This is a genomic window from Pseudomonas sp. ADAK2, from assembly GCF_012935755.1.
Lineage (GTDB): Bacteria > Pseudomonadota > Gammaproteobacteria > Pseudomonadales > Pseudomonadaceae > Aquipseudomonas.
Genome location: NZ_CP052862.1, coordinates 2,679,238 through 2,704,633, shown reverse-complemented (window position 1 = coordinate 2,704,633; position 25,396 = coordinate 2,679,238). Strand labels below are relative to the sequence as shown.

Here is a 25,396-nt window from a genome sequence, read left to right as displayed (position 1 = left end):
TTTCCTGATGGTGCTTACTTGTCGTCAAATACTTGACGTTTTTTTAGGCGAAACCGTTTCACTCTTGTAACAACAGAGCTAAGAACATTCTAGGGAAAACCTAAGAACTATTTCTCATAAGGCTTATGTCAAAAAAAACTTATGCGCTCTGAAAAATCCAGCACATTGTTCAATCCGAAAGCCCTTGATTTATGAGCCCTAGGGAGCTCCAGAGGGTTTGAGGAAAGTTCCATCCACTTAGCGACATAGGGCGGAGAAGTGCTGGAGGGGAGGGAAGTGGGACGGTTTTGAGGTGACATTTTTTTGTCACTCGAGTGAATCAAGACCGTTACGCATCGCTCGCAGGGAGGTTGTTCCGCAGTTGGAACCCGATGCCATTGATTGCAGAGGGTTTTATGCCGAGCCGGACAAATGGCCCGCGAACGACACGCTTGGCGAGAACGTCGCCAGGAATGCGTTTTACCTCGGTAAACACGTATTCCGGTAGACGACCGCCAGACAAGCCCGCTTTCGCCATGAGCACGTTCTTCGCGCAACCAGATGCCGACAGCGGTTGGCAGCGCAGGAGATTTGCACATGGCTACGCTCATTGGGATCGTCAGTAAGGTCATTGGTCAGGTGTTCGCGGTTGCGGCCGACGGTACCCGACGCGCGTTGGTCGAGGGCGACCGGTTGTTTGCCGGCGATCAACTGGTCACCGGGGCCGAAGGCGCGGTGGCGGTGCATTTGCAAAATGGCCAGGAGCTGACGCTGGGGCGTGGCAGCAGCCTGCAAATGACTTCCCAACTGCTCGCGCATCAGGTGCCCCACGTGGACACCGCTGAAGCGGTGACGCCGAGCCAGGCGCAACTCACTGATGTCGAACAACTGCAAAAAGCCATCGCGGCCGGCGCTGACCCGACCCAAACCGGTGAAGCCACCGCGGCCGGCCCGACTTCGAGCGGCGCCCCTGGCGGTGCCTTGGGTGGCGGTCACAGTTTCGTGCTGCTGGAAGAAGTGGGCGGGCGGGTCGATCCGAACATCGGTTTCCCGACTGCCGGTTTTGGCGGCATTCCGGAGTTTCCTGAAGAACGGCACAACGCCGATGTGCAGCAGAACGACGACGCTCCGGTGATCGTGCCGCCGCCGGTGAATAACATCGTGACCCTCGGCGGCCTCGACGCCGCGGGCGGTGAACTGACCCTCAACGAAGCCAATCTGCCTGACGGCACGGCGAGCAATCCGGCGGCCCTGACCCAGAGCGGCACCTTCACCGTGACCGCGCCCGACGGCCTGCTGAGCCTCAACATCGGCGGCATCAGCGTGATCAGCGGCGGGGCGGCCTCGGGTTTCCCGCAATCGATCACCACCCAACTCGGCAACACCCTGACCATCACCGGCTACAACCCGGCCACCGGCGTGGTGAGCTACAGCTACACCCTCAACGGCAACGACACCCATTCGGCCGGCGATGGCGCCAACAGCCTCAGCGAACAATTCACCGTGGTCGCGGGTGACACCAACGGCGATACCGCGACCGGTTCCCTGGACATCAACATCACCGACGATGTGCCCAAGGCGGTGGATGACAACAATGGCACCGCGTCTGAAACGCTGCTGACGTTGACCGGTAACGTGCTGACGAATGACGTGCAAGGCGCCGACCGCGTTGCGACCGGCCCAACCAGCGGCCCGATCACCCCCGGCACCTTCACCGGCACTTACGGCACCCTGGTGCTGAATGCCAACGGCACCTACACCTACACGCTGAATACCAGCGATGCGGATTTCAAAGCCTTGCACGGTGGCGGTAACGGCACGGAAACCTTCGCCTACACCCTCACCGACGCTGACGGCGATACCAGCACTGCCAACCTGGTGCTGCAAATCCACAACAACGACGACCCGGTCACGCTGGGCGGCTTGAACGTTGAAGGTGGCGAACTGACGGTTTTCGAGAAAAACCTCAGTTCGGGCAGTGCGCCGGATTCCACGGCGCTGACTCAGAGCGGGACGTTCACCATCACCGCTTTGGATGGCGTGCAGACGTTAAGTGTCGGCGGGATCACCGTCGTCAGCGGCGGCGTGGCTGCGGGTTTCCCACAATCGATTTCTACCGGGTTGGGCAACACCCTGACCATCACCGGGTTCGACGCGACCACTGGCGTGGTCAGTTACAGCTACACGTTGAACGGCAATGACGCGCATCCAACGGCGGGCGGCGCGAACAATCTGCCTGAGCAATTTGCGGTGACGGTGGTCGACGACAACGGCACCACGGCCAACGGCTCGCTGGACGTCAATGTGATTGATGATGTGCCAAAAGCGGTGGACGACAGCAATGCGAGCACCGCTTCGGAAACCCTGCTGACGTTGAACGGCAATGTGCTGACCAACGATGCGCAAGGCGCGGATCGGGTGGCCACCGGACCGGTGACGCCTGGCACTTTCGCCGGGACATACGGCACGTTGGTGCTCAACGCCAACGGCACTTACACCTACACGCTCAACACCAGCGATGCGGATTTCAAAGCGCTGCACGGCGGCGGCAACGGCACCGAGAATTTCACCTACACCCTCACTGACTCCGACGGCGATGCGAGCACCGCCACCCTGGTGCTGCAAATCCACAACAACGACGATCCGGTCATCATCGATGGCCTGAACGTTGAGGGCGGCGAACTCACCGTTTTCGAGAAAAACCTAAGCTTGGGCAGTGCGCCGGATTCCACCGCACTGACCCAAAGCGGCACCTTCACCATCACCGCCCTTGATGGCGTGCAAACCCTCACTGTCGGCGGCATCACCGTCGTCAGCGGCGGCGTGGCTGCGGGTTTCCCACAATCGATTTCTACCGGGTTGGGCAACACCCTGACCATCACCGGGTTCGATGCAACCACCGGCGTGGTCAGCTACAGCTACACCTTGAACGGCAATGACGCACACCCAACGGCGGGCGGCGCGAACAATCTGCCTGAGCAATTTGCGGTGACGGTGGTCGACGACAACGGCACCACGGCCAACGGCTCGCTGGACGTCAATGTCATCGACGACGTGCCAAAAGCGGTGGACGACAGCAATGCGAGCACCGCTTCGGAAACCTTGCTGACGTTGAACGGCAATGTGCTGACCAACGACGTGCAAGGCGCGGATCGCGTATCGACCGGGCCTGTGACTCCAGGCACCTTCACCGGCACTTACGGCACATTGGTGTTGAATGCCAACGGCACTTACACCTACACCCTCAACACCAGTGACGCTGATTTCAAAGCGTTGCACGGCGGCGGCAACGGCACCGAGAATTTCACCTACACCCTCACTGACTCCGACGGGGATGCGAGCACCGCCACCCTGGTGCTGCAAATCCATAACAACGACGATCCGGTCATCATCAATGGCCTGAACGTCGAGGGCGGCGAACTCACTGTCTACGAGAAAAACCTCAGTCTCGGCAGCGCCCCTGACAGCACCCAGCTGACCCAAAGCGGCACGTTCACCATCACCGCGCTGGATGGCGTGCAAACCCTCATTGTCGGCGGCATCACCGTCGTCAGTGGCGGCGTGGCGGCGGGTTTCCCGCAATCGATTCCGACCGGTTTGGGCAACACGTTGACCATCACCGGGTTCGACGCAACCACCGGCGTGGTCAGCTACAGCTATACCTTGAACGGCAATGACACCCATCCAACCGCCAACGGCGCAAACAATCTGCCTGAGCAATTTGCGGTGACCGTGGTTGATGACAACGGCACCACGGCCAATGGTTCGCTGGACGTTAACGTCATCGACGACGTGCCAAAAGCGGTGGACGACAGCAACGCCGGCACGGCCTCGGAAAGCCTGTTGACCCTCAACGGCAACGTACTGACCAACGACGTGCAAGGCGCGGATCGCGTAGCGACCGGGCCTGTGACTCCTGGCACCTTCACCGGCACTTACGGCACCCTGGTCCTCAACGCCAACGGCACTTACACCTACACCCTCAACACCAACGACGTCGACTTTAAAAACCTGCACGGCAATGGCAACGGCACGGAAACCTTCGCCTACACCATTACCGATGCTGACGGCGATACCAGCACCGCCAATCTGGTGCTGAACATCCACAACAACGATGACCCGGTAACCCTCAACGGCCTCGACGTCGTGGGTGGCGAACTAACGGTCTACGAGAAAAACCTCAGCGACGGCACCAGCCCCAACGCGCCAGCCCTGACCCAGAGCGGCACCTTCACCGTCACCGCACTGGACGGCTTGCAAACCCTCGATGTCGGCGGCATTCATGTGGTGGTCGGCGGCGTGGCTGCCGGCTTCCCGCAATCGATCGTCACGCCGCTCGGCAGCACGCTGACCGTCACCGGTTACGACGCGACTACTGGCGTCGTCAGCTACAGCTACACCCTGGTAGGCACCGAAACCCATCCGAACGCCAACGGTGCGAACAGCATCACCGAAAACTTCAACGTGGTGGCGACGGACACCGACGGCAGCACGGCCACCAATCAAATCAATGTCAACATCGTCGACGACTTGCCGACGGCGCACCCGGACAGCGCTTCGGTGGCCGAGGGGGCAACGGTCTCGGGCAATGTGCTGGATAACGACATCGGCGGTGCCGACGGCCCGGCCGTTACGGGTGCTGTTGTCGGCGTGCGCGCCGGTGGCGACACCTCGACCTCGGCCATCGGTGGCTTGGGCTCGAACATCAACGGCACCTACGGTTACCTGACCCTGGATGCCAACGGCAACGCGGTCTATCACAGCAATCCGAACGCGGTGAACGGCCCGGGCGCCACCGATGTATTCACCTACACCGTGCGCGATGCCGATGGCGATGAAAGCACCACTACCATCACCATCGACGTGTCGAACAGCTGCATCAAAGCGGTCAGCGATACCGACGTGACCGTCTACGAAAAAGCCCTGGACCTGACAAAAGATGGCCAGGACCTGGCGGCCGGCACCGTCGTCGGCAGCGACCCGACCAGCACCGGCGAAACCGCCAGCGGCACGCTGGTTGGCTCGGTCACCGGGGCGATCGGCGCGATCACTTACACCCTGGTGGGCAGCGCCAATGGCAACTTTGGCCAGATCCAGCTCAACCCCAACGGCACCTATACCTACACCCTGACATCGCCTGCGAGCACCACACCGCATGCCGACGACGGTGCCAATTCGCTGACTGAAAGCTTCACCTACCAGGCCACCGATTCGCTGGGTAACATCAGCACCAGCACCATCGTCGTGCAGATCGTCGATGACGTACCGCAGGCCGTGAACGACAGTAATGCTGTCGCGGCGTCGGAGACCGCGTTGACGCTCAACGGCAACGTCCTGACCAACGACATTCAGGGCGCGGACCAGGTCGCCACTGGACCGAACGCCGGGCCGGTCACCCCTGGCACCTTCACCGGGACTTACGGCACCCTGGTGCTGAATGCCAACGGCACCTACACCTACACCCTGAACACCAATGATGCAGACTTCAAAAACCTGCACGGCGGTGGCAACGGCACGGAAACGTTCGCCTACACCCTCACCGACTCAGACGGCGACACCAGCACCGCCAACCTGGTGCTGAACATCCACAACAACGACGACCCGGTGACGCTCAATGGCCTCAACGTCAATGGCGGCGAGCTGACCGTCTACGAGAAAAACCTCAGCGACGGCACCAACCCCAACACGCCAGCGCTGACCCAGAGCGGCACCTTCACCGTCACCGCGCCGGACGGTTTGCAAACCCTCGATGTCGGCGGCATTCATGTCGTTGCCGGCGGCGTGGCGGCAGGCTTCCCGCAATCGGTCACCACCGCGCTCGGCAGTACGTTCACCGTCACCGGTTACAACGCGAGCACCGGCGTGGTCAGCTACAGCTACACCCTGGTGGATAACGAAAGCCACCCGACCGCCAACGGCGCCAACAGCATCACCGAAAACATCAACGTGGTGGCGACGGATGCGGACGGCAGCACGGCGTCGGGGCAGATCAACGTCAACATCGTCGATGACCTGCCAACCGCTGCTCCAGACACCAGCACCGTGGCCGAAGGCGCGACCGTCAACGTAAGCGTGCTCGGCAACGACGTGCTCGGTGCCGACGGCGCAGCGGCGGGCGGCGCGGTGATCGGCGTGCGCGCCGGCAGCAACACCGGGACCTCGGCGGTGGGCGGCTTGGGCACCAACATCAACGGCACCTACGGCTACCTGACCCTGGATGCGGCGGGCAACGCCGTGTACCACAGCAACCCGAACTCGGTCGGCGTGGCGGGAGCGACCGATACCTTCGTCTACACCGTGCGCGATTCCGACGGTGACGAAAGCACCACCACCCTCACCATCAACGTCACCGACAGCGGCCTCAAAGCGGTGGTCGATCAGGACGTGACGGTCTTCGAAAAAGCCCTCGATCTGAGCAAGGATGGACTCGACCTGGCCCCCGGCACGGTCACCGGCAGCGACCCTACCAGCACTGGCGAAACTGCCACGGGCACGCTGGTCGGTTCGGTCACCGGCGGCACCGGTCCGTTGACGTACAGCGTGGTCGGCAGCGCCACCGGGACCTACGGGCAAATCCTGATCAACCCGGACGGCAGTTACACCTACACGTTGACCTCGGCGCCGAAAACCTCGCCGAATGCCAACGATGGGCCGAACACCCTGAGCGAAAGTTTCACCTACAAAGCCACCGATGCGCTGGGCAACAGCACCACCAGCACCATCGTGGTCAACATCGTCGATGACGTGCCAAAAGCCGTGGCGTCGGACCGTTCGGTGACGGCGGTGGAAGTCGATTCCAACTTGCTGCTGGTCATTGACGTCTCCGGCAGTATGGCCGACGCCTCCGGGGTGCCAGGCCTGTCGCGGCTGGCGCTGGCGAAACAGGCGATCAGTGCCTTGCTCGACAAATACGATGACCTGGGTGATGTGAAAGTGCAGATCGTCACCTTCAGCAGTAGCGCCACCGACAAAACCACCGTGTGGGTCGATGTGGCGACGGCCAAGTCGATCATCGCCGGCCTTACCGCTGGGGGTGGCACCAACTACGACGCGGCTGTGGCGACCCTGCAAACTGCGTTCAACACCTCGGGAAAACTCACCGGGGCGCAGAACGTCGGGTATTTCTTCTCTGACGGCAAACCTAACGAAGGGGACATCGGCACGGCGGACGAGGCCGCGCTGAAAAACTTCCTCGACGCCAATGGCATCAAGAACTATGCAATTGGGCTGGGCAGTGGCGTCAGCAACGCCAACCTCGACCCGCTGGCCTACGACGGCAGCACCCACACCAACACCAACGCGGTGGTGGTCACCGACCTCAACCAACTCAACTCGGTGCTCTCGGGCACGGTGCAGGGTGCACCTGTGACTGGCACGCTGCTGGAGGGCGGCTCGTTCGGCGCCGATGGCGGCTTCATCAAAACCATCGTGATCGATGGCACCACTTACACCTACGACCCGAAAGGCAACAGCAACCAGGGTTCGCTGACCTTCAGTGGCACTAACCACGGCACATTCAACACGGTGAACAACACCATCAGCATCGCCACCAACAACAGCGGTACGCTGGTGGTGAACCTCGACACCGGCGAATACACCTACACCTCGCAGAAAACCACCGCCGTGGTGATCACTGAAAACATCGGCTTCACCGTCAGCGACAACGATGGCGACCTGGCCAGCTCGACACTGACGGTCAAAGTGATCCCGAACGCGCCACCGGTAGCGGTCGATGACCACATCATTACCAACGTGTTGTCGAGCACCATCGTGGTGCCGGGCGAATTGTTGCTGGCCAACGACACCGACGCCAATGGCGATCCGATGACGGCCACCCCGACCACGTTCAACACCGGCTGGGTGGCCAAGGGCGCGGACTTCACCGGCACTGGCGCGATCAGCTTCGCCGGCACCGGCAACAACGCCGCCAACCAGGCACTGGCGGATGTGCGTAACTCGTTTGCGGCCAACACGGCAGCGATGACCGCCGTGCTGGTGATCAGCGGCTACTTGGGCACGGTCACCAGTGCCAACGCCAACGATGAAGACCTCATCACCGTCAAACTGAAACAGGGCGAAACCCTCAACCTGGACCACAACCTGGCGGCCGGTCACGTCACCATGGAGTACTCGCTCAATGGCGGTGCGTTCGTGACCATCGCCGACGGCGGGACCATCACCGCGACGTCCGATGGCACCTACAAGATCCACGTCACCAACATCACCAACACCAGTGGCAGTAACACCTCGGGGTCCGAGAACTATCAACTGACCATGACCGTCAACTACGCCGGGGCCCACGACCTCACCCCGGACTACCACGGCACCTACACCGCCAACGACAACCATGGCGGCAGCGACACGGCGAACGTGACCATCAGCTACCAGGACGGCCACACCCTCACCGGCACTTCGGGCGATGACGTGTTGGTGGCCGGCACCGGCAACAACATCCTCAACGCCGGCGACGGCAACGACGTGCTCACCGCAGGCTCAGGCAACAACGAATTGCACGGCGGCGCCGGCAACGACTTGTTGTACAGCGGACCGGGCAATGACCTGCTCGACGGCGGCACCGGCACCGATACCGCCAGCTACGCCCACGCCACGGCCGGCGTCACCGTCAACCTGGGGCTGCTCACCGCACAAAACACCCTCGGTGCCGGCACCGACACCCTCACGGGCATCGAGAACCTGACCGGCTCCAACTTCAATGACACCCTCACCGGAGACAACAACAGCAACGTGATCAACGGTGGCCTGGGCAACGACGTGCTCAACGGTGGCGGCGGCGACGACTTCCTCATCGGCGGCCTGGGCAACAACACCCTAACCGGCGGCGCGGGCGCCGACACCTTCCAGTGGCTGGCCGGCAACAGCGGCCACGACGTGGTCACAGACTTCACCCCCGGCACCGACAAACTCGACCTGTCACAACTGCTGCAAGGCGAAAACGGCACGGCGGCGTCGCTGGATGACTACCTGCACTTCAAAGTCACCGGCAGCGGCGCAAGCCTGGTCACCAGCATCGACGTCAGCGCCATGGCCGGCGCCATGCCGAACCAGACCATCGACCTGGCCGGCGTCAACCTCGCCAGCCACTACGGCGTCACGCCAGGAGCGGGCGGCGTGGTGGCGGGCGGGCACGACACGGCGACCATCATCACTGGCATGCTCAATGACCATTCGTTGAAGGTGGATACCGTTTGATGCCGTAAAGCTGAAACGACAAAACCCGCCATCCTTTTGAAAGGGGATGGCGGGTTTTTTTGTGGTCGCGGGGATCGTTCCCACGCTCTGCGTGGGAATGCCTCAACGGACGCTCCGCGTTCGGCTTTGAATGGGACGCGGAGCGTCCCGGGCTGCATTCCCACGCGGGAGCGTGGGAACGATCAATCCGCGTTAGCCCTTCGGGTCGAGGTTATCCAGCGCCCGATTCACCGTCAGTTCGCCGAGCATGATGACCTGCGCGATGCCGAGCAATGTGTGGCGGTGAGGACTTTCCAGGAAGCCTGCAAGATCGTTGGCCATGACATGGGCCGAGGCCAGAGATTCACAGGCGTTGGCCAACAGGCTTTCGGTGTTGATGCCGGGTGCAACCAGGAAAAACGGACTGGGCTTGCGCGGAGGGTTGGGTGTGGCTTTGAACATGGTGCTGCTCCTTGATTAATGAAGCCGCCACGGTTCGCGGTCAACCGAATAAGGTGGCAGCTGTACGCGGGTTGACCGACCGGAAATCAAGGAATCCGGCACACCCGAAGGTGTCCCACGCACAGCCACCGCGACACGATGCTTCAGACGATTTCCTGAAACAGGTCTTGGACGCTGGGGCGCCTTGATTGAGTCGGACGGTCAAATCCGATCGCTGATGTTTCAGCTACCCGCAAACGATAAAACCCGACCCCAAGGCGCACAAGCCGGCGGATTCTGGCGTAGCTGTAGGCCGCTACGCAAGGGTATGTAGGGTGAGAGAGTGTCTGGAGATGTTGATTAAACATCTCCGTTTACTGCTCACTCAGGACGGTTTTTTACTACGTCGAATTGATAAATAAATACGTCCCCTTTTCTACCGCGGGGATCGTTCCCACGCTCCGCGTGGGAATGCCTCAACGGACGCTCCGCGTTCGGCTTTGAATGGGACGCGGAGCGTCGCGGGCTGCATTCCCACGCGGAGCGTGGGAACGATCAATAATGCTGCGTCCCGCACCATCCTCCTGTGGGAACGAGCCTGCTCGTGAAGACGATAACGCGGTTATCTGACGAACTCACATCGGCTCCGGCGGCCCGATCAACCGCCCCATGACCCCAAATAACCCTAGGGACTTGATCGCTTCCAACTCGCCCTGCGTTTCAACCCTCTCTGCAATCAACGGTAAATCAATGCTGTTAGTCGCCCTGAATATCGCTTCGATAAAGAGCCGTTTATCACGCTGCTCATCAATCCCGCGAATGTAACTCCCATCAATTTTCAAGTACGCCAACCCCAACTGCGTCAAGTTGCCGATCTGGCTGAAACTCCCGCCGAAATGCTGCAAGCCGATGCGGTAACCGGTGTTGAGCAAGTTGTGGCTCAGGCGCTGCAATTCGTCCGGGGGCGGCAGTTGGCGTTCGTCGATTTCCAGGATCAGCAGCGGCGCGAGTTCCGGCAGGGAGTCGAGGGACTGCACGATCTGTTGCAGCGACGCCGGATCGCGCAGGGTGGTGCCGGACAGGCTCAACGCCAGGGGCCAGCGATTGACCGCGAGGTAGTCGAGGGTGGCGTCGAGCATGGCCAGGTCGAAGCGGGCCGACCAGCCGAGGCGTTCGATCCACGGCAGGAAGTGCCCGGCGGCAATCGCTTCGCCCTGTGGGTCGAGCAGGCGGGCGAGGACTTTGTGGTGCAGCACTTGGCTTGTGTCGGCGCATTGCACCACCGGTTGGAAATACAGCTGCAGCTTGCCGTGGGTCAGGGCGTCGTCGATCCAGTTGCGCCAATCGTGTTGGGATTGGTTTGGCGCGGTGCTGGAATGATCCAGGTGTACCCACGGCCGCTCGGGATGTTGCTGAGCCTGGGTCAAGGCCTGATCGAGGCGCAGCAGCACCTCGCCGGCGGGCTCGCCCGGTTGGTAGGCGACGATGCCCAGGTGCGCCACCGGCATGCTGTCGCTGGCACCGGTCAGGCGCAGGTTTTCCAGGGTGGCGCTGATTTCGGCGCACAGGCGCGCGGCGTCCTTGTCGTCCAGGCCCGGGGTCAGCAGGCTGAATTCGCCGCCGCGATTACGCGCTGCCAGCCAGGTGCGCCGCTCCGGCAGTTGCGTCAGGCGCTTGAGCAACTCGCCGACAACGCCGATCAAGGCATCGGTGCGCTGGCCGCCCAGTCGCTGGTTGAGGCCGGCGAGGTCGTTGATCCGCAGCATCAGCAAATGGCCGTCGCTGCTTTGTTCGCTGACCAGCAAATGATCGGCCAATTGCTCATCCAGCAAGCGACGGTTGGCCAAGCCCGTGAGGCTGTCCTGATAGGAGTCGGCCCGCAGCTTTTCACTGCGCGCCGCTTCTTCGGCGAACAGCGCCTTGAGCTTTTCGACCATCTGGTTCATCGCCAGCACCACCCGTTTCAGCTCAGGTGTACGCGGCAGTTTCGGCAGGCTCAGAAATTCCCGTTTGCTGATGGCTTCGGCCTGTTTGACCATCTTGTCCAGCGGGCGCAATTGCCGACGCAGCAGCCAGCCGCCGAACATCGCGCTGAACACGCCGCACAGCAGCAACCAGGCCAGGCTGCCAAGGGTGCTGTCCCAGAGCTTGGCCAACGCGAACTGCGGATTGCTCAGCACTTCGACCCGCGCCACTTGCTCCCAGCCGCGCATGATCAACGCGTCGCCCCCTTGCGCGTGCAGGTTTACCAGGCGCACGAACCACTCGGGCACGCCCTCGATCCGCGCAGGGGCGTCGCGCTCCACCAGCACCTGTTCATCGACGATGTTGACGACGCGGATGCTGCTGAAATAGCCACTGTCGAAAATCGAGCTGACCATCAATTCAATCATCGCCGGGTCGTCGATCTGCGTGGTCAGCGACAGCCCCAACGCGGTGGCGGCGTCCTGGGCATGGGAGCGCAATTGTCCGAGCATTTGCTCGCGGGAGCTTTCCAGGCTGACAAAAAAACTGCCGCTGAACGCCACCAGCAGAAACAGGCAAATGGCGAGAAACAATTGTTTGCGCAGTGACATAAAACGCTCCTTGCTCTGGCGGCTAGCCGTCGCCCACGGCGAACCCTTCGGCCTGCATCTTTTTCAACACGTCTTGCCAGCGCGACAGCTTTTTCGAATCGCTGCTGCGCTTGCCACCATTGGCCCCAGGCAAATACAGGCCTTCGGCGTTGAAGGCGTACACCGGCAGCAGGTCTTTGCGTTGCGAGGCGGGGCGGATCTCGCCGATCAGGTTGTCCAGCACCAGCGGATCGGCCGTGGGGCTACTGTAGAAGGTCAGCACCATGTGTGCCTGGTTCTGGGTCAGGGCCTTGACGTAGGTAATGCGCAGTTGCTCGCTGGGCACCCCGAGCTGACGCAGGCTGAAATATTTCGCCAGGGCATAGTCCTCGCAATCGCCGGCGCCCTTGATCAAGGACTCTTCAGGCGTGGCCCAGTAATCGATCTGCTGCCAGATGCGGCTGTCGTCCTGAAAACTCAATTGCTGATTGAAGAAGCGATTGACCGCATTCAGTTGTTCGCGTTCTGGCTGGTTGCGTTCGCTGTGCAGCATCTGGTTCCAGGCCTCGATCCGCCCCTGGGCCGGGCCGAGGGGGCCGTAGCGTTGTTCGGCGGTTTGCAGGATCAGCCCGAAATCCCAATCGGCACAGACACGGCCCAACCCGGCCAGCAAAAAAACCGCCAGCAGCCAACCGCCGAACCGAAGTCGGAGCGCTGGCCATCCTGGACTACGCCGACTGCAAGACATGTCTGGCTGCTCGGGTGCAGATGACTGGAGTTTAGGTGGTGTTTTGGCTGGGGGAGGGTTGATCGTCGGACCGGCGGCGCCCGATCGTTCCCACGCTCTGCGTGGGAATGCAGCCCGGGACGCTCCGCGTCCCCTCTGAAGCCGAACGCGGAGCGTCCGTTGAGGCATTCCCACGCAGAGCGTGGGAACGATCAACCAAAAGCCCTTTACCACGGAGATAGGATCAGGGTTTTTGAAGGGTTTTTTGCTTGAGGATGTAGACCGTGACCAACACCGCACTGGTCAACATAAACCCCCGCGCCCACGGCAGCGGCACCAGGTAGCAGGAAAACAGAATGCTCGCCCACATCAGGCCGATGGCGTAGACCTTGCCCTTGAGCGGGATGCCGTTGCCGTCCAGGTAGTCGCGAATCCACGGCCCAAGCCGCGGATGTTCGACCAGCCATTGATAGAAACGCGGCGAACTGCGGGCAAAGCACGCGGCCGCCAGCAGCAGGAACGGCGTGGTGGGCAGCACCGGCAGGAAAATCCCGATCACCCCCAACGCCACGCTCAGCCAGCCGATGGCCAGCAGCACGTAGCGCAACATCAGGGAGCGGTTGCCTATGGGGTTGTCCATAGGCAAAACCTTAGTGGTGACGTGGCTTGAGGATCGCCGGTTTTTCGTCGGGTGCCTGGCACAGCAGGTACAACGCGGTCAGGGCTTCCGGGATCTGCACGATCATGTCGTCCATCAGGTTGGCGTCCTTGGCGATGTCTTCGAACTCCGGCTGCTCGTCGAACAGACCGGAACCGACCATGATCGGCAGCAGCATTTCGCTGACTTCGTCTTCAGCGGTTTCGAACCAGGCCGCTTCGCGCAGGAACACGCCTTCCATAAAGCCAATGCACCAGCCGCGCAGGTCGGAATCGTCCGGCTCTTCGCCCAGGTCCAGGTCGCACGGCAGCTCGAATTCTTCGTCGGACGCCAGTTGGCGGGCGATGTGAGCCTTGAGGGCCAGCAGAGTGGATTCGATCGCTTCACGCTCGGTGTCGTCGGCGTAATGCGGCTCTTCGGCGAAGAGGGCGTCGATCCATTCACGGTCGGGAACGCTTTCGGAACAGATGGACAGCGCGGTGAGGTAGCCGTGGGCGGCCACGTAGTCCAGCGCCTCGTCATGCAGTTCATCAGCGTCGAGGAAGACTTGCAGGCGGGTTAGTTGCTCAGCGAAGGACATTAAAAGCTACCTTGGGGAATTAAACAGATGCGGGAATTCTAGGCCTTCTTGAGCCCTCAGGCCAGCCGCGCGGGATATTTGCCCTCGATGCGCACCGCCTCATCAAAAGATCGCAGCCTGCGGCAACTCCTACACGGGATCAGTGTTTGTCCTGATGTGTCTTATCAGCGGCACCCTTTGCCGGGAAGGGCTCGGGTATACTCGCGCGTTTTGTGATGCCCTGCTGGCGTCGCGGCTGAGATGTGAAGCGTCATGCAATGCGTACTTACGATTTGTCAGTGCAGCCTGCGTGGTTCTGAACCAGCCTTGCAGGGATGTTTCGGTGATTTTTGGAGTTTTTATGCTCGAACAGGCTCAACGCGTCCTCAAGGACATCTTCGGCTACGACAGTTTCCGTGGCCGCCAGGGTGCAATCATTGAGCGCGTGGCCAATGGCGGCGACGCCCTGGTGCTGATGCCCACCGGTGGCGGCAAGTCCTTGTGCTTCCAGGTTCCGGCGCTGCTGCGCGAAGGCCTGGCGGTGGTGGTGTCGCCGCTGATCGCTTTGATGGACGACCAGGTCGCGACCCTCGAAGAACTGGGCGTCGCGGCCGCCGCGTTGAATTCGACCCTGAGCGCCGAGCAACAGCGCGACCTGGCCGCACGGATCAAGCGCGGAGAAGTGAAAATGCTCTACCTGGCGCCCGAGCGCCTGGTGCAGCCACGGATGCTGGCCTTCCTGCAAAGCCTCGAAATCGCCCTGTTCGCCATCGACGAAGCGCATTGCGTATCCCAATGGGGTCATGATTTCCGCCGCGAATACCTGCAATTGGGCCAGTTGGCGGAACTGTTTCCCAACGTCCCGCGCATCGCCCTGACCGCCACCGCCGACAAGCGCACCCGCGAAGAAATCGTCGATCGCCTGCATTTGCAGGATGCCGAGCGCTTTCTGTCGAGCTTCGACCGTCCCAATATTTTCTACCGCATCGTCCCCAAGGAGCAGCCACGCAAGCAATTGCTGGCGTTCCTCGCCGAGCGGCGCAGCGATGCCGGCATCGTTTACTGCCTGTCGCGCAAGAAAGTCGACGAAGTGGCGGTGTTCCTCAGTGAACAAGGCTTCCCGGCGCTGCCGTACCACGCCGGCCTGCCCAACGAAACCCGGTCCCACCACCAGAAGCGCTTCCTTAACGAGGAAGGCCTGATCATGGTCGCCACCGTGGCGTTCGGCATGGGCATCGACAAACCCAACGTGCGCTTTGTCGCGCACCTTGATTTGCCGAAATCCCTTGAGGCGTATTACCAGGAAACCGGTCGTGGCGGCCGTGACGGCTTGCCGGCGGACGCCTGGATGGCCTACGGCCTGCAAGACGTGGTGATGCTCAAGCAGATGCTGCAAAACTCCGAAGGCGACGAGCGCCACAAGCGTCTGGAGCAGCACAAGCTCGACGCCATGCTCTCGCTCTGCGAAGAAACCCGCTGCCGTCGCCAGACCCTGCTGGCTTACTTCGACGAAGACATGCCCGAGCCTTGCGGCCACTGCGACAACTGCGTCGACGGCGTGCAGACCTGGGACGCCACCGAGCCGGCCCGGCAGGCGCTCTCGGCGATTTATCGTACCGGCCAGCGCTACGGCGTCGGGCATCTGGTGGACGTGCTGCTGGGCAAGGACAACGAAAAAGTCCGCAGCTTCGGCCATCAGCATCTGTCGGTCTACGGGGTCGGCAAGGCGATAGGCGAGAGCGAATGGCGCTCGCTGTTCCGCCAGTTGGTGGCCCGTGGCCTGGCGGACATTGACCTTGAAGGCTACGGCGGCCTGCGCCTGAGCGACACCTGCCGACCGCTGCTCAAGGGCGAAGTGACCCTGGAACTGCGCCGCGACCTCAAGCCGCAAACCACCGCCAAAAGCAGCAAGAGCCAGGCGAGCCAATTGGTGCGTGGCGAAGAGCGCGAACAGTGGGAAGCGTTGCGGGCCCTGCGCCGCAAGCTCGCCGAAGAACACGGCGTGCCGCCATATGTCATCTTCCCCGATTCGACCTTGCTGGAAATGCTCCGCAGCCAGCCGACCTCGCTGGCGGAAATGGCCACGGTCAGCGGCGTCGGCGCTCGCAAGCTCGAGCGTTACGGCGAAGCCTTCCTCGAAGTGCTCGGCGGCCAGGTCGAGGCGCCAAAAGTGGTGGCCGACGTCCGTCACGAACTGATCACCCTGGCCCGAGCCGGCATGACGCCGCTGCAGATTGCCGGTCAGCTGCAATGCTCGGAGAAGAACGTCTACACCATGCTCGCCGAAGCGATCGGCAAGCAGCAGTTGTCGCTGGAACAGGCGCTGGACTTGCCGGAAGAGTTGATGGGCGAAATCCAGGACGCGTTCCTCGACGGCGAAGGCGAGTTGCCGCCGGTAGCAGAGATCGCGGCGTTGTTTGCCGGTCGTGTGCCGGAAGGGGTTTTGTACTGCGTTCGTGCGGCGCTGCAGTCGGAATTCGAGATTTAAGTGACCGTGCGCATAGATGTAACGATTCAGTACAGAGCAAACCTTGCCTATAGCCAAAGGTCATGCTTAGCTGACTAATAATTAGTTTTTCTCTATTTCAGTCTAATCATGAGTTTTTTATGCCGTTAACCGATCAACACCGTTTTGGCATGCAATTGGCCCAGATGTCGCGCGGCTGGCGTGCCGAACTGGACCGCCGTTTGGCTGGCCTGGGCTTGTCCCAGGCGCGCTGGCTGGTGCTGCTGCACCTGGCGCGCTTCGATGAAGCCCCGACCCAGCGCGAACTGGCGCAAAGCGTCGGCGTCGAAGGGCCGACCCTGGCCCGTTTGCTCGACAGCCTGGAAAGCCAAGGCCTGGTGCAGCGCCAATCGGTGGTGGAAGACCGCCGGGCGAAAAAAATTGTCCTGTGTGCTCCGGCCCGGCCGTTGATCGAACAAATCGAAACCATTGCCACACAACTGCGCCACGAGCTGTTCCAGGGTGTCGATGAGGCGGATTTGAAGGTCTGCATGCGTGTGCACGGTCACATTCTGGGCAACCTCGAAAAGTCTTGAGGTAAAACCGCGCACCGTATTTTTGAGATACCCCGTTGGGCAGACTATAAAGAACTACTAGGCAATATCGTGTTCGTACCGGATGTGCGAACGCGTACAGGTTGGTTCTGCTTAATCTAAGGGATGCTCATGCTCGAGAGTTGGCACGTGGTTTTGCGGTATTGCACCCGGTTGCTTGTGATCGGTGGTGCGGTGACTTACTCGGCATTGGCTCCGGCCCTGGGGCTGGGTGACATCACCCTGCATTCGGCGCTTAACCAGCCGTTCAGCGCCGACATCGCGCTGATAGATGCCGGTGGTCTGGCGGAAGGCGATCTCTCGGTCAGCCTGGCCACGGCCGACGAGTTCAGCCGAGCGGGCGTTGAGCGGGTATTTTTCCTCAACAACCTGAAATTCACCCCGATCCTGCGGGGTAACCGCACGTTGATCCGGGTGACCTCCAGCAAGCCGGTCAATGAACCCTTCCTGAATTTCCTGGTGCAGCTCAATCAGCCCAACGGGCGCTTGCTGCGCGAGTTTACCGTGCTGATCGATCCGCCGGGCTCGCCGGGGATTGTTCCGGCGACTGACGAACCGACAGCCAGCGCCCCGACCTCCGGGTTCCCGAGCGTCGAACCGAGCGTGGCACCCAAGGCCAAGCCTTCGGCGAAAGTATCTGCGCTCGCCGCAACCGCACCTCCACCGGCGGCAGCGCCGGCGAACGACGCGGTGGCCGAACAACTGGCCGCCAGCATCCTGCAAAACCAGCAACTGCAAAAAACCATCGATGAGTTGAATGCCCGGCTCAAGACCCAGGATGGGCAAATCGCTGACGAGAGGAAGCAGGTCAGCGACTTGCAGACCCGCTTGTCCGAAGTCGCGCAGACGCCTGTTGCTGCGCCAGTCGCCGTGGCGCCTGCACCGGTCGTGGTTGAACAACCTGAGTCCAGCCACTGGCTGTTGATGGCCGGATTGCTGGCGTTGCTGCTGCTGGTGCTGCTGGGGCTGTTCATGCGCCGCCAACGGCAGCAGGGGTTGACCGAGCCGTTAGCGATCGCGCCCGATGAGCCCGTGAGTGAGGTGCCACCACCATCGCTCAGCCTTGCGAAAGCCCCCGTCCACCACGAAGAAACCCCCGCCGGCGATGTGCTGGAAGGTGTGGGCATCTACCTGGCTTACGGTCGGTTTTCCGAAGCGGCCGGTCTGCTGCGTGAGGCGTTGGCCAAAGAACCGCAACGCACTGACCTGGCGGTGCAACTGTTGGAGGTGCTGGGTAAACAGGGGGACGTGGCGGCCTATGAAGCGCAGGAAAGCAGCTTGCGCGACGCCGGGTTTGATCCGCAGCAACTGGCGGACATTCGCGCCCGCTATCCGAAACTGGCGAATGCCGCACCGGTCGTGGCCATCGCACCGGTCGCGGTCGTGACGCCTATTGCAGCGGCGGTGGCCGAAGCCACACCTCGCGATGAATTCCAGCTGAACCTGGACGACCTGTCGATGGATTCCAATTGGGATCTGGTCAGTCCGTTCGACGATGCACCAACGGCTAAACCGTCGACTCAGGCGCCGCTGCCAGACGAGCCAGCATTTACTTCAAATCTGCACGTATTGCCCGACGTCTACGAAATGCCGGATGAGCCGGCACTGGGCGAGCCTGAGTTGGAGTGGGATGCCGTAGCCGATGCAGAATCGCTGGACGACAGCTTCCTCGACGCTTTCAACGAGCCCGGTCAATCGCTGGAGCTTGAACCTATGCCGGGCAGCGTAGGCAAACTGGAACAAGCCCAGACCTGCATCGATGATGGCGACCTGGACAGCGCCATCGAACTGCTCAACGAATTGCTCAAGGAAGGCGACGAACCCCTGAAACAGACCGCGCGCAATCTGTTGGCCGGAATTCGTTGAAGATCTTTTGCTTTTAGAACGTCTGCCCCAGATTCAAATAAACCGCCTGCTCATCCGCGTCATTGAGGCCATAGCTGAAGTTCAGCGGCCCCAATGGCGTGTCAAAACCGATGAACACACTGGCGGCGTTGATGTAGCCGCTGTCGAACTCATTGTCGTTGTTCCACGCCCGACCACGCTCCAGCGAGCCGCCGATGTACAGCGGGAAGTCCAGCGGCAGATACGAGCGCGGGGTCAGGCGCCGGTAGTAAACACCGCGCATCAGGCTGACGTTCTGCCCGGAAATCGCATCCTCGCGAAAGCCCGACAACTGCCGCGCACCACCGAGCAGGAAGCTTGAGGTCACCACGTTGGCATCGTCCAGGGTGCGGCCATAACGCCCGCCGAGAATGAGGGTGTCGGGCCCGCTGCTCATGGCCTTGTCCAGTTTGAACTCCCATTGGCGGTAACGCTGGTCCGAGCCCAGCCCCGGTTCGAACTGCCGGAACGCGAGGCTGATGTCCTTGCCTTCGTGGGGGAAGTAGACGTTGTCGAACGAATCGAACGAGTACTTCAGTTCGTAGAAACCCTCGTTGAAGCTTTCACTCGGCAAGTCCTGATCGCCGATGCGCACGTCCGCCTTGCCCCAGGCCTCGCCGACGCCGAAGCGGATCTCGCCGCTGTTGCCGATCTGTCGGCCGACGTTCAGGCCGAAACCGTAACGCTCGACGCGGTACTGGGCGATCGGGTCGTTATCGAGGATCGACTCGACGTTCTGTGCCTCAAACGCAGCGTAAGGCGCGATGAAGTAGCGTGAGCCGACGTCCAGTGGTTGATAGAACTCACTGTAGAGTTCCTGTTTGTCGCCGATCTGCGCCCGGGTCAGCCATTCCGCGCCGAGGCGATTGATGCCGTTGACCCGGTAACTGGCGCCGAGATTGAAGGCGCTGTCGCCGCGCATGTCGTCCGACAGGTTCAAGCCGACCCGCAAGTAATCGGTGCCACTGCGTTTGCCCCGGGCGCTGATCACCAGGGTGTGATCCTGACCCTTGTGCACCACGCGGTATTGCACTTGCTCGAAGTAGTCGAGGCCGTACAGGGTGCCCATGTCGGTTTGCAGGCGGCCCATGTCCAGCGGCTCCCCGACGTGTTGGCGGATGTAGTAGCGGATCACGTCGTCGCCGACTTTCGAGTCGTTTTCCACCTTGATCGCGGTGATGATCGGCGTGCGCTGGCTCGGGGCCCGGGCAGCGGTCAGTTCGGCATCCAGCGCTTGTGTCGGTTTGAGTTGGGTCAGGCGCGGTTCGAGGATTTTGGTGGCTCGGTAACCGGCGTCGATCATGTCCTGGGCGCGGCCGAAGTCGGTCACACCGAAACTCGCCAGTGACGGCTGAATCAACACATCGTCCTTGTGCAGGGCGGCGAGCTGTTCTTCGGAGTTGCGCCGGGTCATCAGGGTGATCGACTGATTCAGCACATCGACCACAGTGGTCAATTGTTTGCGGTTGCGCAGCGGGGTGCCGATGTCGACCACGATGGCGATGTCGACGCCCATCTCCCGGGCCACGTCGAGTGGGATGTTGTCGGTCATGCCGCCGTCCACCAGCAGCCGACCGCCCAGCTCGACCGGGGCGAACACCGCCGGGATCGACATGCTGGCGCGAATCACTTGGGGCAAATGGCCTTTGCGAAACACGACTTTTTCGCCAGTGGAAATGTCGGTGGCGACCGCGCGGAACGGGATCGGCAGTTTGTCGAAGTCGCGGGTGTCACTGGCGTGGGCCAGCAGGCTTTCCAGCAGCAGGGCCAGGTTCTGGCCTTGAATCACCCCGAGCGGCAGGCCGAGGCTGCCGTCATCGCGGAAACTCAGTTTCTGCTTTACCAGGAAGTCGCGGTCATCCTGCTTGCGCCGGAACGGCACGTCTTCCCGTGGCGGCGCGTCGGACAGGGCTTGTTGCCAGTCGATGTTCAGCGCCAGTTTTTCCAACTCGTCGATCTTGTAGCCCGAAGCGTACAGCCCGCCGACCACCGCGCCCATGCTGGTACCGGCAATCGCATCGATCTTGATGCCCTGTTCTTCCAGAGCCTTGAGCACACCAATGTGCGCCAGGCCACGGGCGGCGCCGCCAGACAGCACCAGGCCGATTTTCGGTCGGGGCGCATCGACGGCTTCGGCGATCAAGGGGAAGAGGGAGAGCAACAGACAAAAGAATAAACGGCGCATCGTGAATCTCGGGGCAAGCGACAAAGGCGGCTATTATAGCGGCGCCTCTCTAGCTCAGGAGTTTCAACGATCATGACCGTACAAAAAGCGGAAATCGTCATCACGTATTGCACGCAATGCCAGTGGCTGTTGCGCGCCGCCTGGCTGGCCCAGGAATTGCTCAGCACCTTTGGCGATGACTTGGGCAAAGTGTCGCTGGTGCCGGGCACGGGCGGGGTCTTTCATATTTTTTGCAACGATGTGCAGATCTGGGAGCGCAAGGCTGACGGCGGTTTTCCCGAGGCCAAGGTGCTGAAGCAGCGGGTACGCGATCAGATCGACCCGGACCGCGACCTCGGGCACAACGACCGTACTCAGTGAGAGGCGACTTCGGCGGCCACCGCTTTCTTGCTGCTGCCGGATAAGCGGCTGGACACCACGATCGCAACGATGATCAACGCACCACCGAGCAGCATGCGCAGGGTCGGGTTTTCATCGAACAGCAGCCAGGCCATGGTAATGCCGTAGACCGGTTCCAGGGCAAATACCACGGCGGCGGTCCGCGCCTTGATCACCGCCAGGCTGGCGACGAACAGACTGTGAGCGACGCCGGTGCAGAACACCCCGAGCAGGCCGATCCACAACCAGTCGAGGGCGCGCACTTCGCTCAACTGCGGCGCCGCCACCGGCAACAGGCACAGCGCGACCACCACGTTCTGGCACAGCGCCGCCTGCACCGCCGGGATACGTCCGGAACTGGCGCGGTTGGTCAGGGACAGCAGGGCGAACAGCAAGCCGGAACCCACCGCCCACAGTAGGCCGACGGTCGCGCCGGTGCCCAAGTCGAAGGCGGGGGTAACGAGCACCAGGCCGACGCTGACCAGCACCACCAGCAGGATTTCATTGGCGCGGATGCGCTCGCGGAAGATCAGCCCTTCGAGGATCACCGTAAACGCGGGGAAACTGGCAAAACCCAGCGTCGCAATCGCCACCCCCGCGACTTTGACCGCGATGAAAAAGCTCACCCAATGCCCGGCCAGCAGCAAGCCGCTGAGCAACAGACGGCGCCAGTCCACGGCTTCGAGTTTCTGCCAGCGGGTGTTGCTGGCGAACCGCGCAAAAAACGCCAGCGCCAGCACCGCAAATGCCGCGCGACCGAAAACGATGACCGCAGGGGAGGCGGCCGCGAGTTTGCCGAATACGCCGGTCAGGCCAAACATCAATGCGCCGATATGCAGGGCGCCGAGGGCGGTACGGGGAGTCATTGCAGTCCTTGATAAAAGTAGTAGGCCGACGATACCGCCGTCCTACATTTAATCGCGCAACGGTCACGTGTGTCTGTCGTCTAACTATCGTCTTTTGTCGCCAGCCTCGCGCCGCAATGTTCCCGGCGATGCGCCGAACTCGCGCAATACCGCTGCGGCAAACGCACTCTGGGAACTGTAGCCGACACGGCAGGCGATCTCGCCAATGGGCAATGCCGAATCCCGCAACAACCCCACCGCTATATGCAGCCGTCGACTGCGAATGTAGTCCATCGGCGTCTGCCCGCATTCCGCCACGAATCGCGCGTGCAACCGCGCATTCGACAAATCGGCGATGCGCGCCAGATCCGCCACTTGCAGCGGATAGGCCGCGTGTTGATCGATGTGCGCGTTCATCGCCGCGTACGGCAGGCGCCGACCGCCGATGGCGTCCGGTTTGACGTTGTTGAGGCTGGCCAGCAACAGCACCGCGCCTTGCTGGGCGATCAGCGGATCGCTCACCGGGCTGCCCGCCAGCCAACTGACCAGTTGGCTTTGCCCGGCATCCAGCGGCAGGCGCCCGGCGTTGTCGAGCAAGCGGCGGCTGGCGTCGGCGTGTTCCCCCAGCGACTGTGAAACCCACTGGTCGCTCGGCACATCCAGCACCAGGCAGCGACTGCCATTGGCGCTGCCACAGGCGTGGTGCATGCCGGACGGGACCACCACGAAACTCTGCTGGATCACCTGGCTGCCGTGGCCGCCGACCTCGAAATCCAGCGCACCCGAGAGCCCGAACACCAGTTGCGCGTGGTCGTGGCTGTGGATGATCAGGTCTTCGGTGTACTGGCGCAGCGTGAGGATCGGTCTCATCGCTAGTCTCCTGGCAAGGTGCGGCCAGTCTACACCGGCCGGGCGCTGTCACAGGATTGACTCGTCACTGTCATGGGCAATTAACCCGACCGGCGCAAGCTTGTAAAAACATCGTAGAGGGTTGCCCATGACCAGCGCCGAGCTTGCCAAACCCAGCCGTAAACAACGTGTGCGCACCCTATGGATTTCCGATGTGCATTTGGGCACCCGGGATTGCCAGGCCGAACACTTGTCGCAGTTTCTCAAGGGCTACCATGCGGACAAGGTCTATCTGGTCGGCGATATCATCGACGGCTGGAAACTGCGCAGCGGCATGTATTGGCCCCAGGCCCACACCAACGTGATCCGCCGTTTGCTGACCATGAGCAAACGCGGCACCGAAGTGATCTACGTCACCGGCAACCACGACGAATTCCTGCGGCGTTATTCGAAGCTGATCCTGGGCAACATCCAATTGGTGGACGAGGCGGTGCACGTGACCGCCGATGGTCGGCATCTGCTGGTGATCCACGGCGACCAGTTCGACGTGATCACCCGTTATCACCGCTGGCTGGCCTTTCTCGGCGACTCGGCCTACGAATTCACCCTGACCCTCAACCGCTGGCTCAACCATTGGCGTGCCCGTTATGGCTACGGTTACTGGTCGCTGTCGGCGTACCTCAAGCACAAGGTGAAAACCGCGGTCAGCTTTATCAGCGACTTCGAAGAAGCCATTGCCCATGAATGCGTCAAACGCGAGTTGCATGGCGTGGTCTGCGGGCACATTCACCATGCCGAGATTCGCAAGGTCGGCGGGGTGGATTACCTCAATTGCGGGGATTGGGTGGAATCGTGCACGGCGTTGATCGAGCATTGGGATGGGTCGATCGAGTTGTACCGGTTGGCGGATGCCCAGGCGCGGGAGGCGGAGTTGAAAGCGGTGAAGGTGGCGGAACCGGCGTAGACAGGTCAAACGCCTTCGCGGGCAAGCCTCGCTCCTACGGTTGGAATGCATTTCCCTGTAGGAGCGAGGCTTGCCCGCGAAGAGGTCATCACTGTCACCATTGATCAGGCCGGCGCGTGCTCTTCCATCGCCGCCTTGTAGATCGAATTCTTCGGCTGCGCAAACAAGCGCTCCATCATCGGTTCGAAGAAACTCAACGGCAAATTCTCATACCCCGGATCAAATGCCGCCGCATCGTATTTGGCACAGAACTCAATGGTCGCCTGGTACTGCGGATGCCCGCTGAATTGTTCGCGCAGGTGCCGATCCATGCCCAGGTGATGAAAGAAGTAATAGCCCTGGAAAATCCCGTGTTTCTCCACCATCCACAGATTCTCGGCGCTGACGAAGGGCTTGAGGATCGCTGCGGCGATGTCCGGGTGGTTGTAGGAGCCGAGGGTGTCGCCAATGTCGTGGAGCAGGGCGCAGACCACGTATTCCTCGTCGCGGCCATCGCGAAAAGCGCGGGTGGCGGTTTGCAGGGAGTGGGTGAGTCGATCCACCGGGAAGCCGCCAAAGTCACCCTCCAGTAATTTCAGGTGCGCCACAATCCGTGTCGGCAATTGTCTGGCGTAGGCACTGAAGTCGGCGGCGATGATCGCCCAGTCTTCCTGTGTGCCGTCCTGCATGTGGGTGAAGCGGGCATTGGCGTTCATCGGCGATCTTCTTGTTTTTGGCGAAATGATGGATTGAGTGTAGAAGCTGGATCCATTGCCGCACTGGCTGCACGGGACGCATTGCTGGCCCGCGGAGCCTAGAACGGCACGCGGCCCAGAATCATGTCGCGGTACATGACGAAATCGCCGAGCAGGCTGTAGAACGGATGCTGGAAGGTAGCGGGGCGATTCTTCTCGAAAAAGAAATGCCCGACCCAGGCAAAGCTGTAACCGGCCAGCGGCAGGGCGATCAGCAGCAGCCAGGCGCCTTTGCCGATGGTCAGCGCCAGGATGAAAATAACCAGGGTGGTGCCGATGAAGTGCAGGCGCCGGCAGGTGCTGTTGCTGTGTTCGCTGAGGTAATACGGGTAAAACTCAGCGAAGCTATTGAAGCGCTTGATGTTTTCCACGACTGCGATCTCTGTGGT

16 protein-coding genes are annotated in these 25,396 nt (G+C 61.5%); 6 read left to right on the top strand and 10 right to left on the bottom strand.

From position 1 onward, the window contains the following. The first annotated feature begins 576 nt into the window (after positions 1 to 576). A complete protein-coding gene (locus tag HKK52_RS12620) occupies positions 577 to 9,189 on the top strand; it encodes a retention module-containing protein (RefSeq protein ID WP_169371086.1) in 8,613 nt (2,870 codons plus the stop codon). Positions 9,190 to 9,381: 192 nt separating this feature from the next. Here the strand turns inward: HKK52_RS12620 and HKK52_RS12615 are convergent, their stop codons facing one another. The 5 genes from HKK52_RS12615 to HKK52_RS12595 form a co-directional block, all read right to left on the bottom strand. Next, the gene (locus HKK52_RS12615) at positions 9,382 to 9,630 is read right to left on the bottom strand and encodes a DUF6124 family protein (RefSeq protein ID WP_169371085.1); all 249 of its coding nucleotides are present in this window, start codon (positions 9,628 to 9,630) and stop codon (positions 9,382 to 9,384) included. A 614-nt stretch (positions 9,631 to 10,244) separates the two neighbouring features. Further along, entirely contained in the window at positions 10,245 to 12,185 is a 1,941-nt protein-coding gene (gene lapD, locus HKK52_RS12610) for a cyclic di-GMP receptor LapD (RefSeq protein WP_169371084.1), read from the bottom strand. Positions 12,186 to 12,207: 22 nt separating this feature from the next. Next, positions 12,208 to 12,912 carry a cysteine protease LapG gene (gene lapG / locus HKK52_RS12605; protein WP_169371083.1) on the bottom strand — a complete coding sequence of 235 codons (705 nt, stop codon included), beginning with the start codon at positions 12,910 to 12,912 and terminating at the stop codon, positions 12,208 to 12,210. Between the two features lie 223 nt (positions 12,913 to 13,135). Further along, positions 13,136 to 13,531, bottom strand: a complete 396-nt coding sequence (locus tag HKK52_RS12600) for a YbaN family protein (protein ID WP_123509075.1) — start codon at positions 13,529 to 13,531, stop codon at positions 13,136 to 13,138. Between the two features lie 10 nt (positions 13,532 to 13,541). Further along, complete coding sequence (locus HKK52_RS12595) at positions 13,542 to 14,129, bottom strand: UPF0149 family protein (protein WP_030130067.1); 588 nt, start codon at positions 14,127 to 14,129, stop codon at positions 13,542 to 13,544. Positions 14,130 to 14,469: 340 nt separating this feature from the next. Between HKK52_RS12595 and recQ the strand changes: the two genes are divergently transcribed. From recQ to HKK52_RS12580, 3 genes are all read left to right on the top strand, one after another. Continuing rightward, complete coding sequence (gene recQ / locus HKK52_RS12590; protein ID WP_169371082.1) at positions 14,470 to 16,596, top strand: DNA helicase RecQ; 2,127 nt, start codon at positions 14,470 to 14,472, stop codon at positions 16,594 to 16,596. A gap of 119 nt (positions 16,597 to 16,715) precedes the next feature. Further along, the gene (locus HKK52_RS12585; protein WP_169371081.1) at positions 16,716 to 17,150 is read left to right on the top strand and encodes a MarR family transcriptional regulator; all 435 of its coding nucleotides are present in this window, start codon (positions 16,716 to 16,718) and stop codon (positions 17,148 to 17,150) included. A 129-nt stretch (positions 17,151 to 17,279) separates the two neighbouring features. Then, on the top strand, positions 17,280 to 19,034 hold the full coding sequence (locus tag HKK52_RS12580; RefSeq protein ID WP_169371080.1) for a FimV/HubP family polar landmark protein: 1,755 nt from the start codon (positions 17,280 to 17,282) through the stop codon (positions 19,032 to 19,034). Positions 19,035 to 19,047: 13 nt separating this feature from the next. On the opposite strand, the gene HKK52_RS12575 is transcribed toward HKK52_RS12580, so the two are convergent. Further along, the gene (locus HKK52_RS12575) at positions 19,048 to 21,237 is read right to left on the bottom strand and encodes a patatin-like phospholipase family protein (RefSeq protein ID WP_169371079.1); all 2,190 of its coding nucleotides are present in this window, start codon (positions 21,235 to 21,237) and stop codon (positions 19,048 to 19,050) included. 72 nt (positions 21,238 to 21,309) lie between these two features. On the opposite strand from HKK52_RS12575, the gene HKK52_RS12570 reads away from it, so the two are divergent. Continuing rightward, a complete protein-coding gene (locus HKK52_RS12570) occupies positions 21,310 to 21,597 on the top strand; it encodes a SelT/SelW/SelH family protein (protein WP_169371078.1) in 288 nt (95 codons plus the stop codon). Here HKK52_RS12570 and HKK52_RS12565 read toward each other — a convergent pair. Both HKK52_RS12565 and HKK52_RS12560 read right to left on the bottom strand, forming a co-directional pair. After that, a complete protein-coding gene (locus tag HKK52_RS12565) occupies positions 21,591 to 22,481 on the bottom strand; it encodes a DMT family transporter (protein ID WP_169371077.1) in 891 nt (296 codons plus the stop codon). The genes HKK52_RS12570 and HKK52_RS12565 overlap by 7 nt on opposite strands. Positions 22,482 to 22,565: 84 nt before the next feature. Then, positions 22,566 to 23,330: a helix-turn-helix transcriptional regulator gene (locus HKK52_RS12560; RefSeq protein WP_169371076.1), complete on the bottom strand. Its 765-nt coding sequence runs from the start codon at positions 23,328 to 23,330 to the stop codon at positions 22,566 to 22,568. 127 nt (positions 23,331 to 23,457) lie between these two features. On the opposite strand from HKK52_RS12560, the gene HKK52_RS12555 reads away from it, so the two are divergent. Next, positions 23,458 to 24,273, top strand: coding sequence for a UDP-2,3-diacylglucosamine diphosphatase (locus tag HKK52_RS12555; RefSeq protein WP_095051704.1), 816 nt, complete (start codon positions 23,458 to 23,460; stop codon positions 24,271 to 24,273). Between the two features lie 104 nt (positions 24,274 to 24,377). Here HKK52_RS12555 and HKK52_RS12550 read toward each other — a convergent pair whose 3' ends face one another. Both HKK52_RS12550 and HKK52_RS12545 read right to left on the bottom strand, forming a co-directional pair. After that, complete coding sequence (locus HKK52_RS12550; RefSeq protein WP_169371075.1) at positions 24,378 to 24,968, bottom strand: HD domain-containing protein; 591 nt, start codon at positions 24,966 to 24,968, stop codon at positions 24,378 to 24,380. A 98-nt stretch (positions 24,969 to 25,066) separates the two neighbouring features. Next, positions 25,067 to 25,378 (bottom strand): DUF962 domain-containing protein, encoded by a 312-nt coding sequence (locus tag HKK52_RS12545; RefSeq protein WP_169371074.1) that lies wholly within the window; start codon positions 25,376 to 25,378, stop codon positions 25,067 to 25,069. Positions 25,379 to 25,396 lie beyond the last annotated feature (18 nt).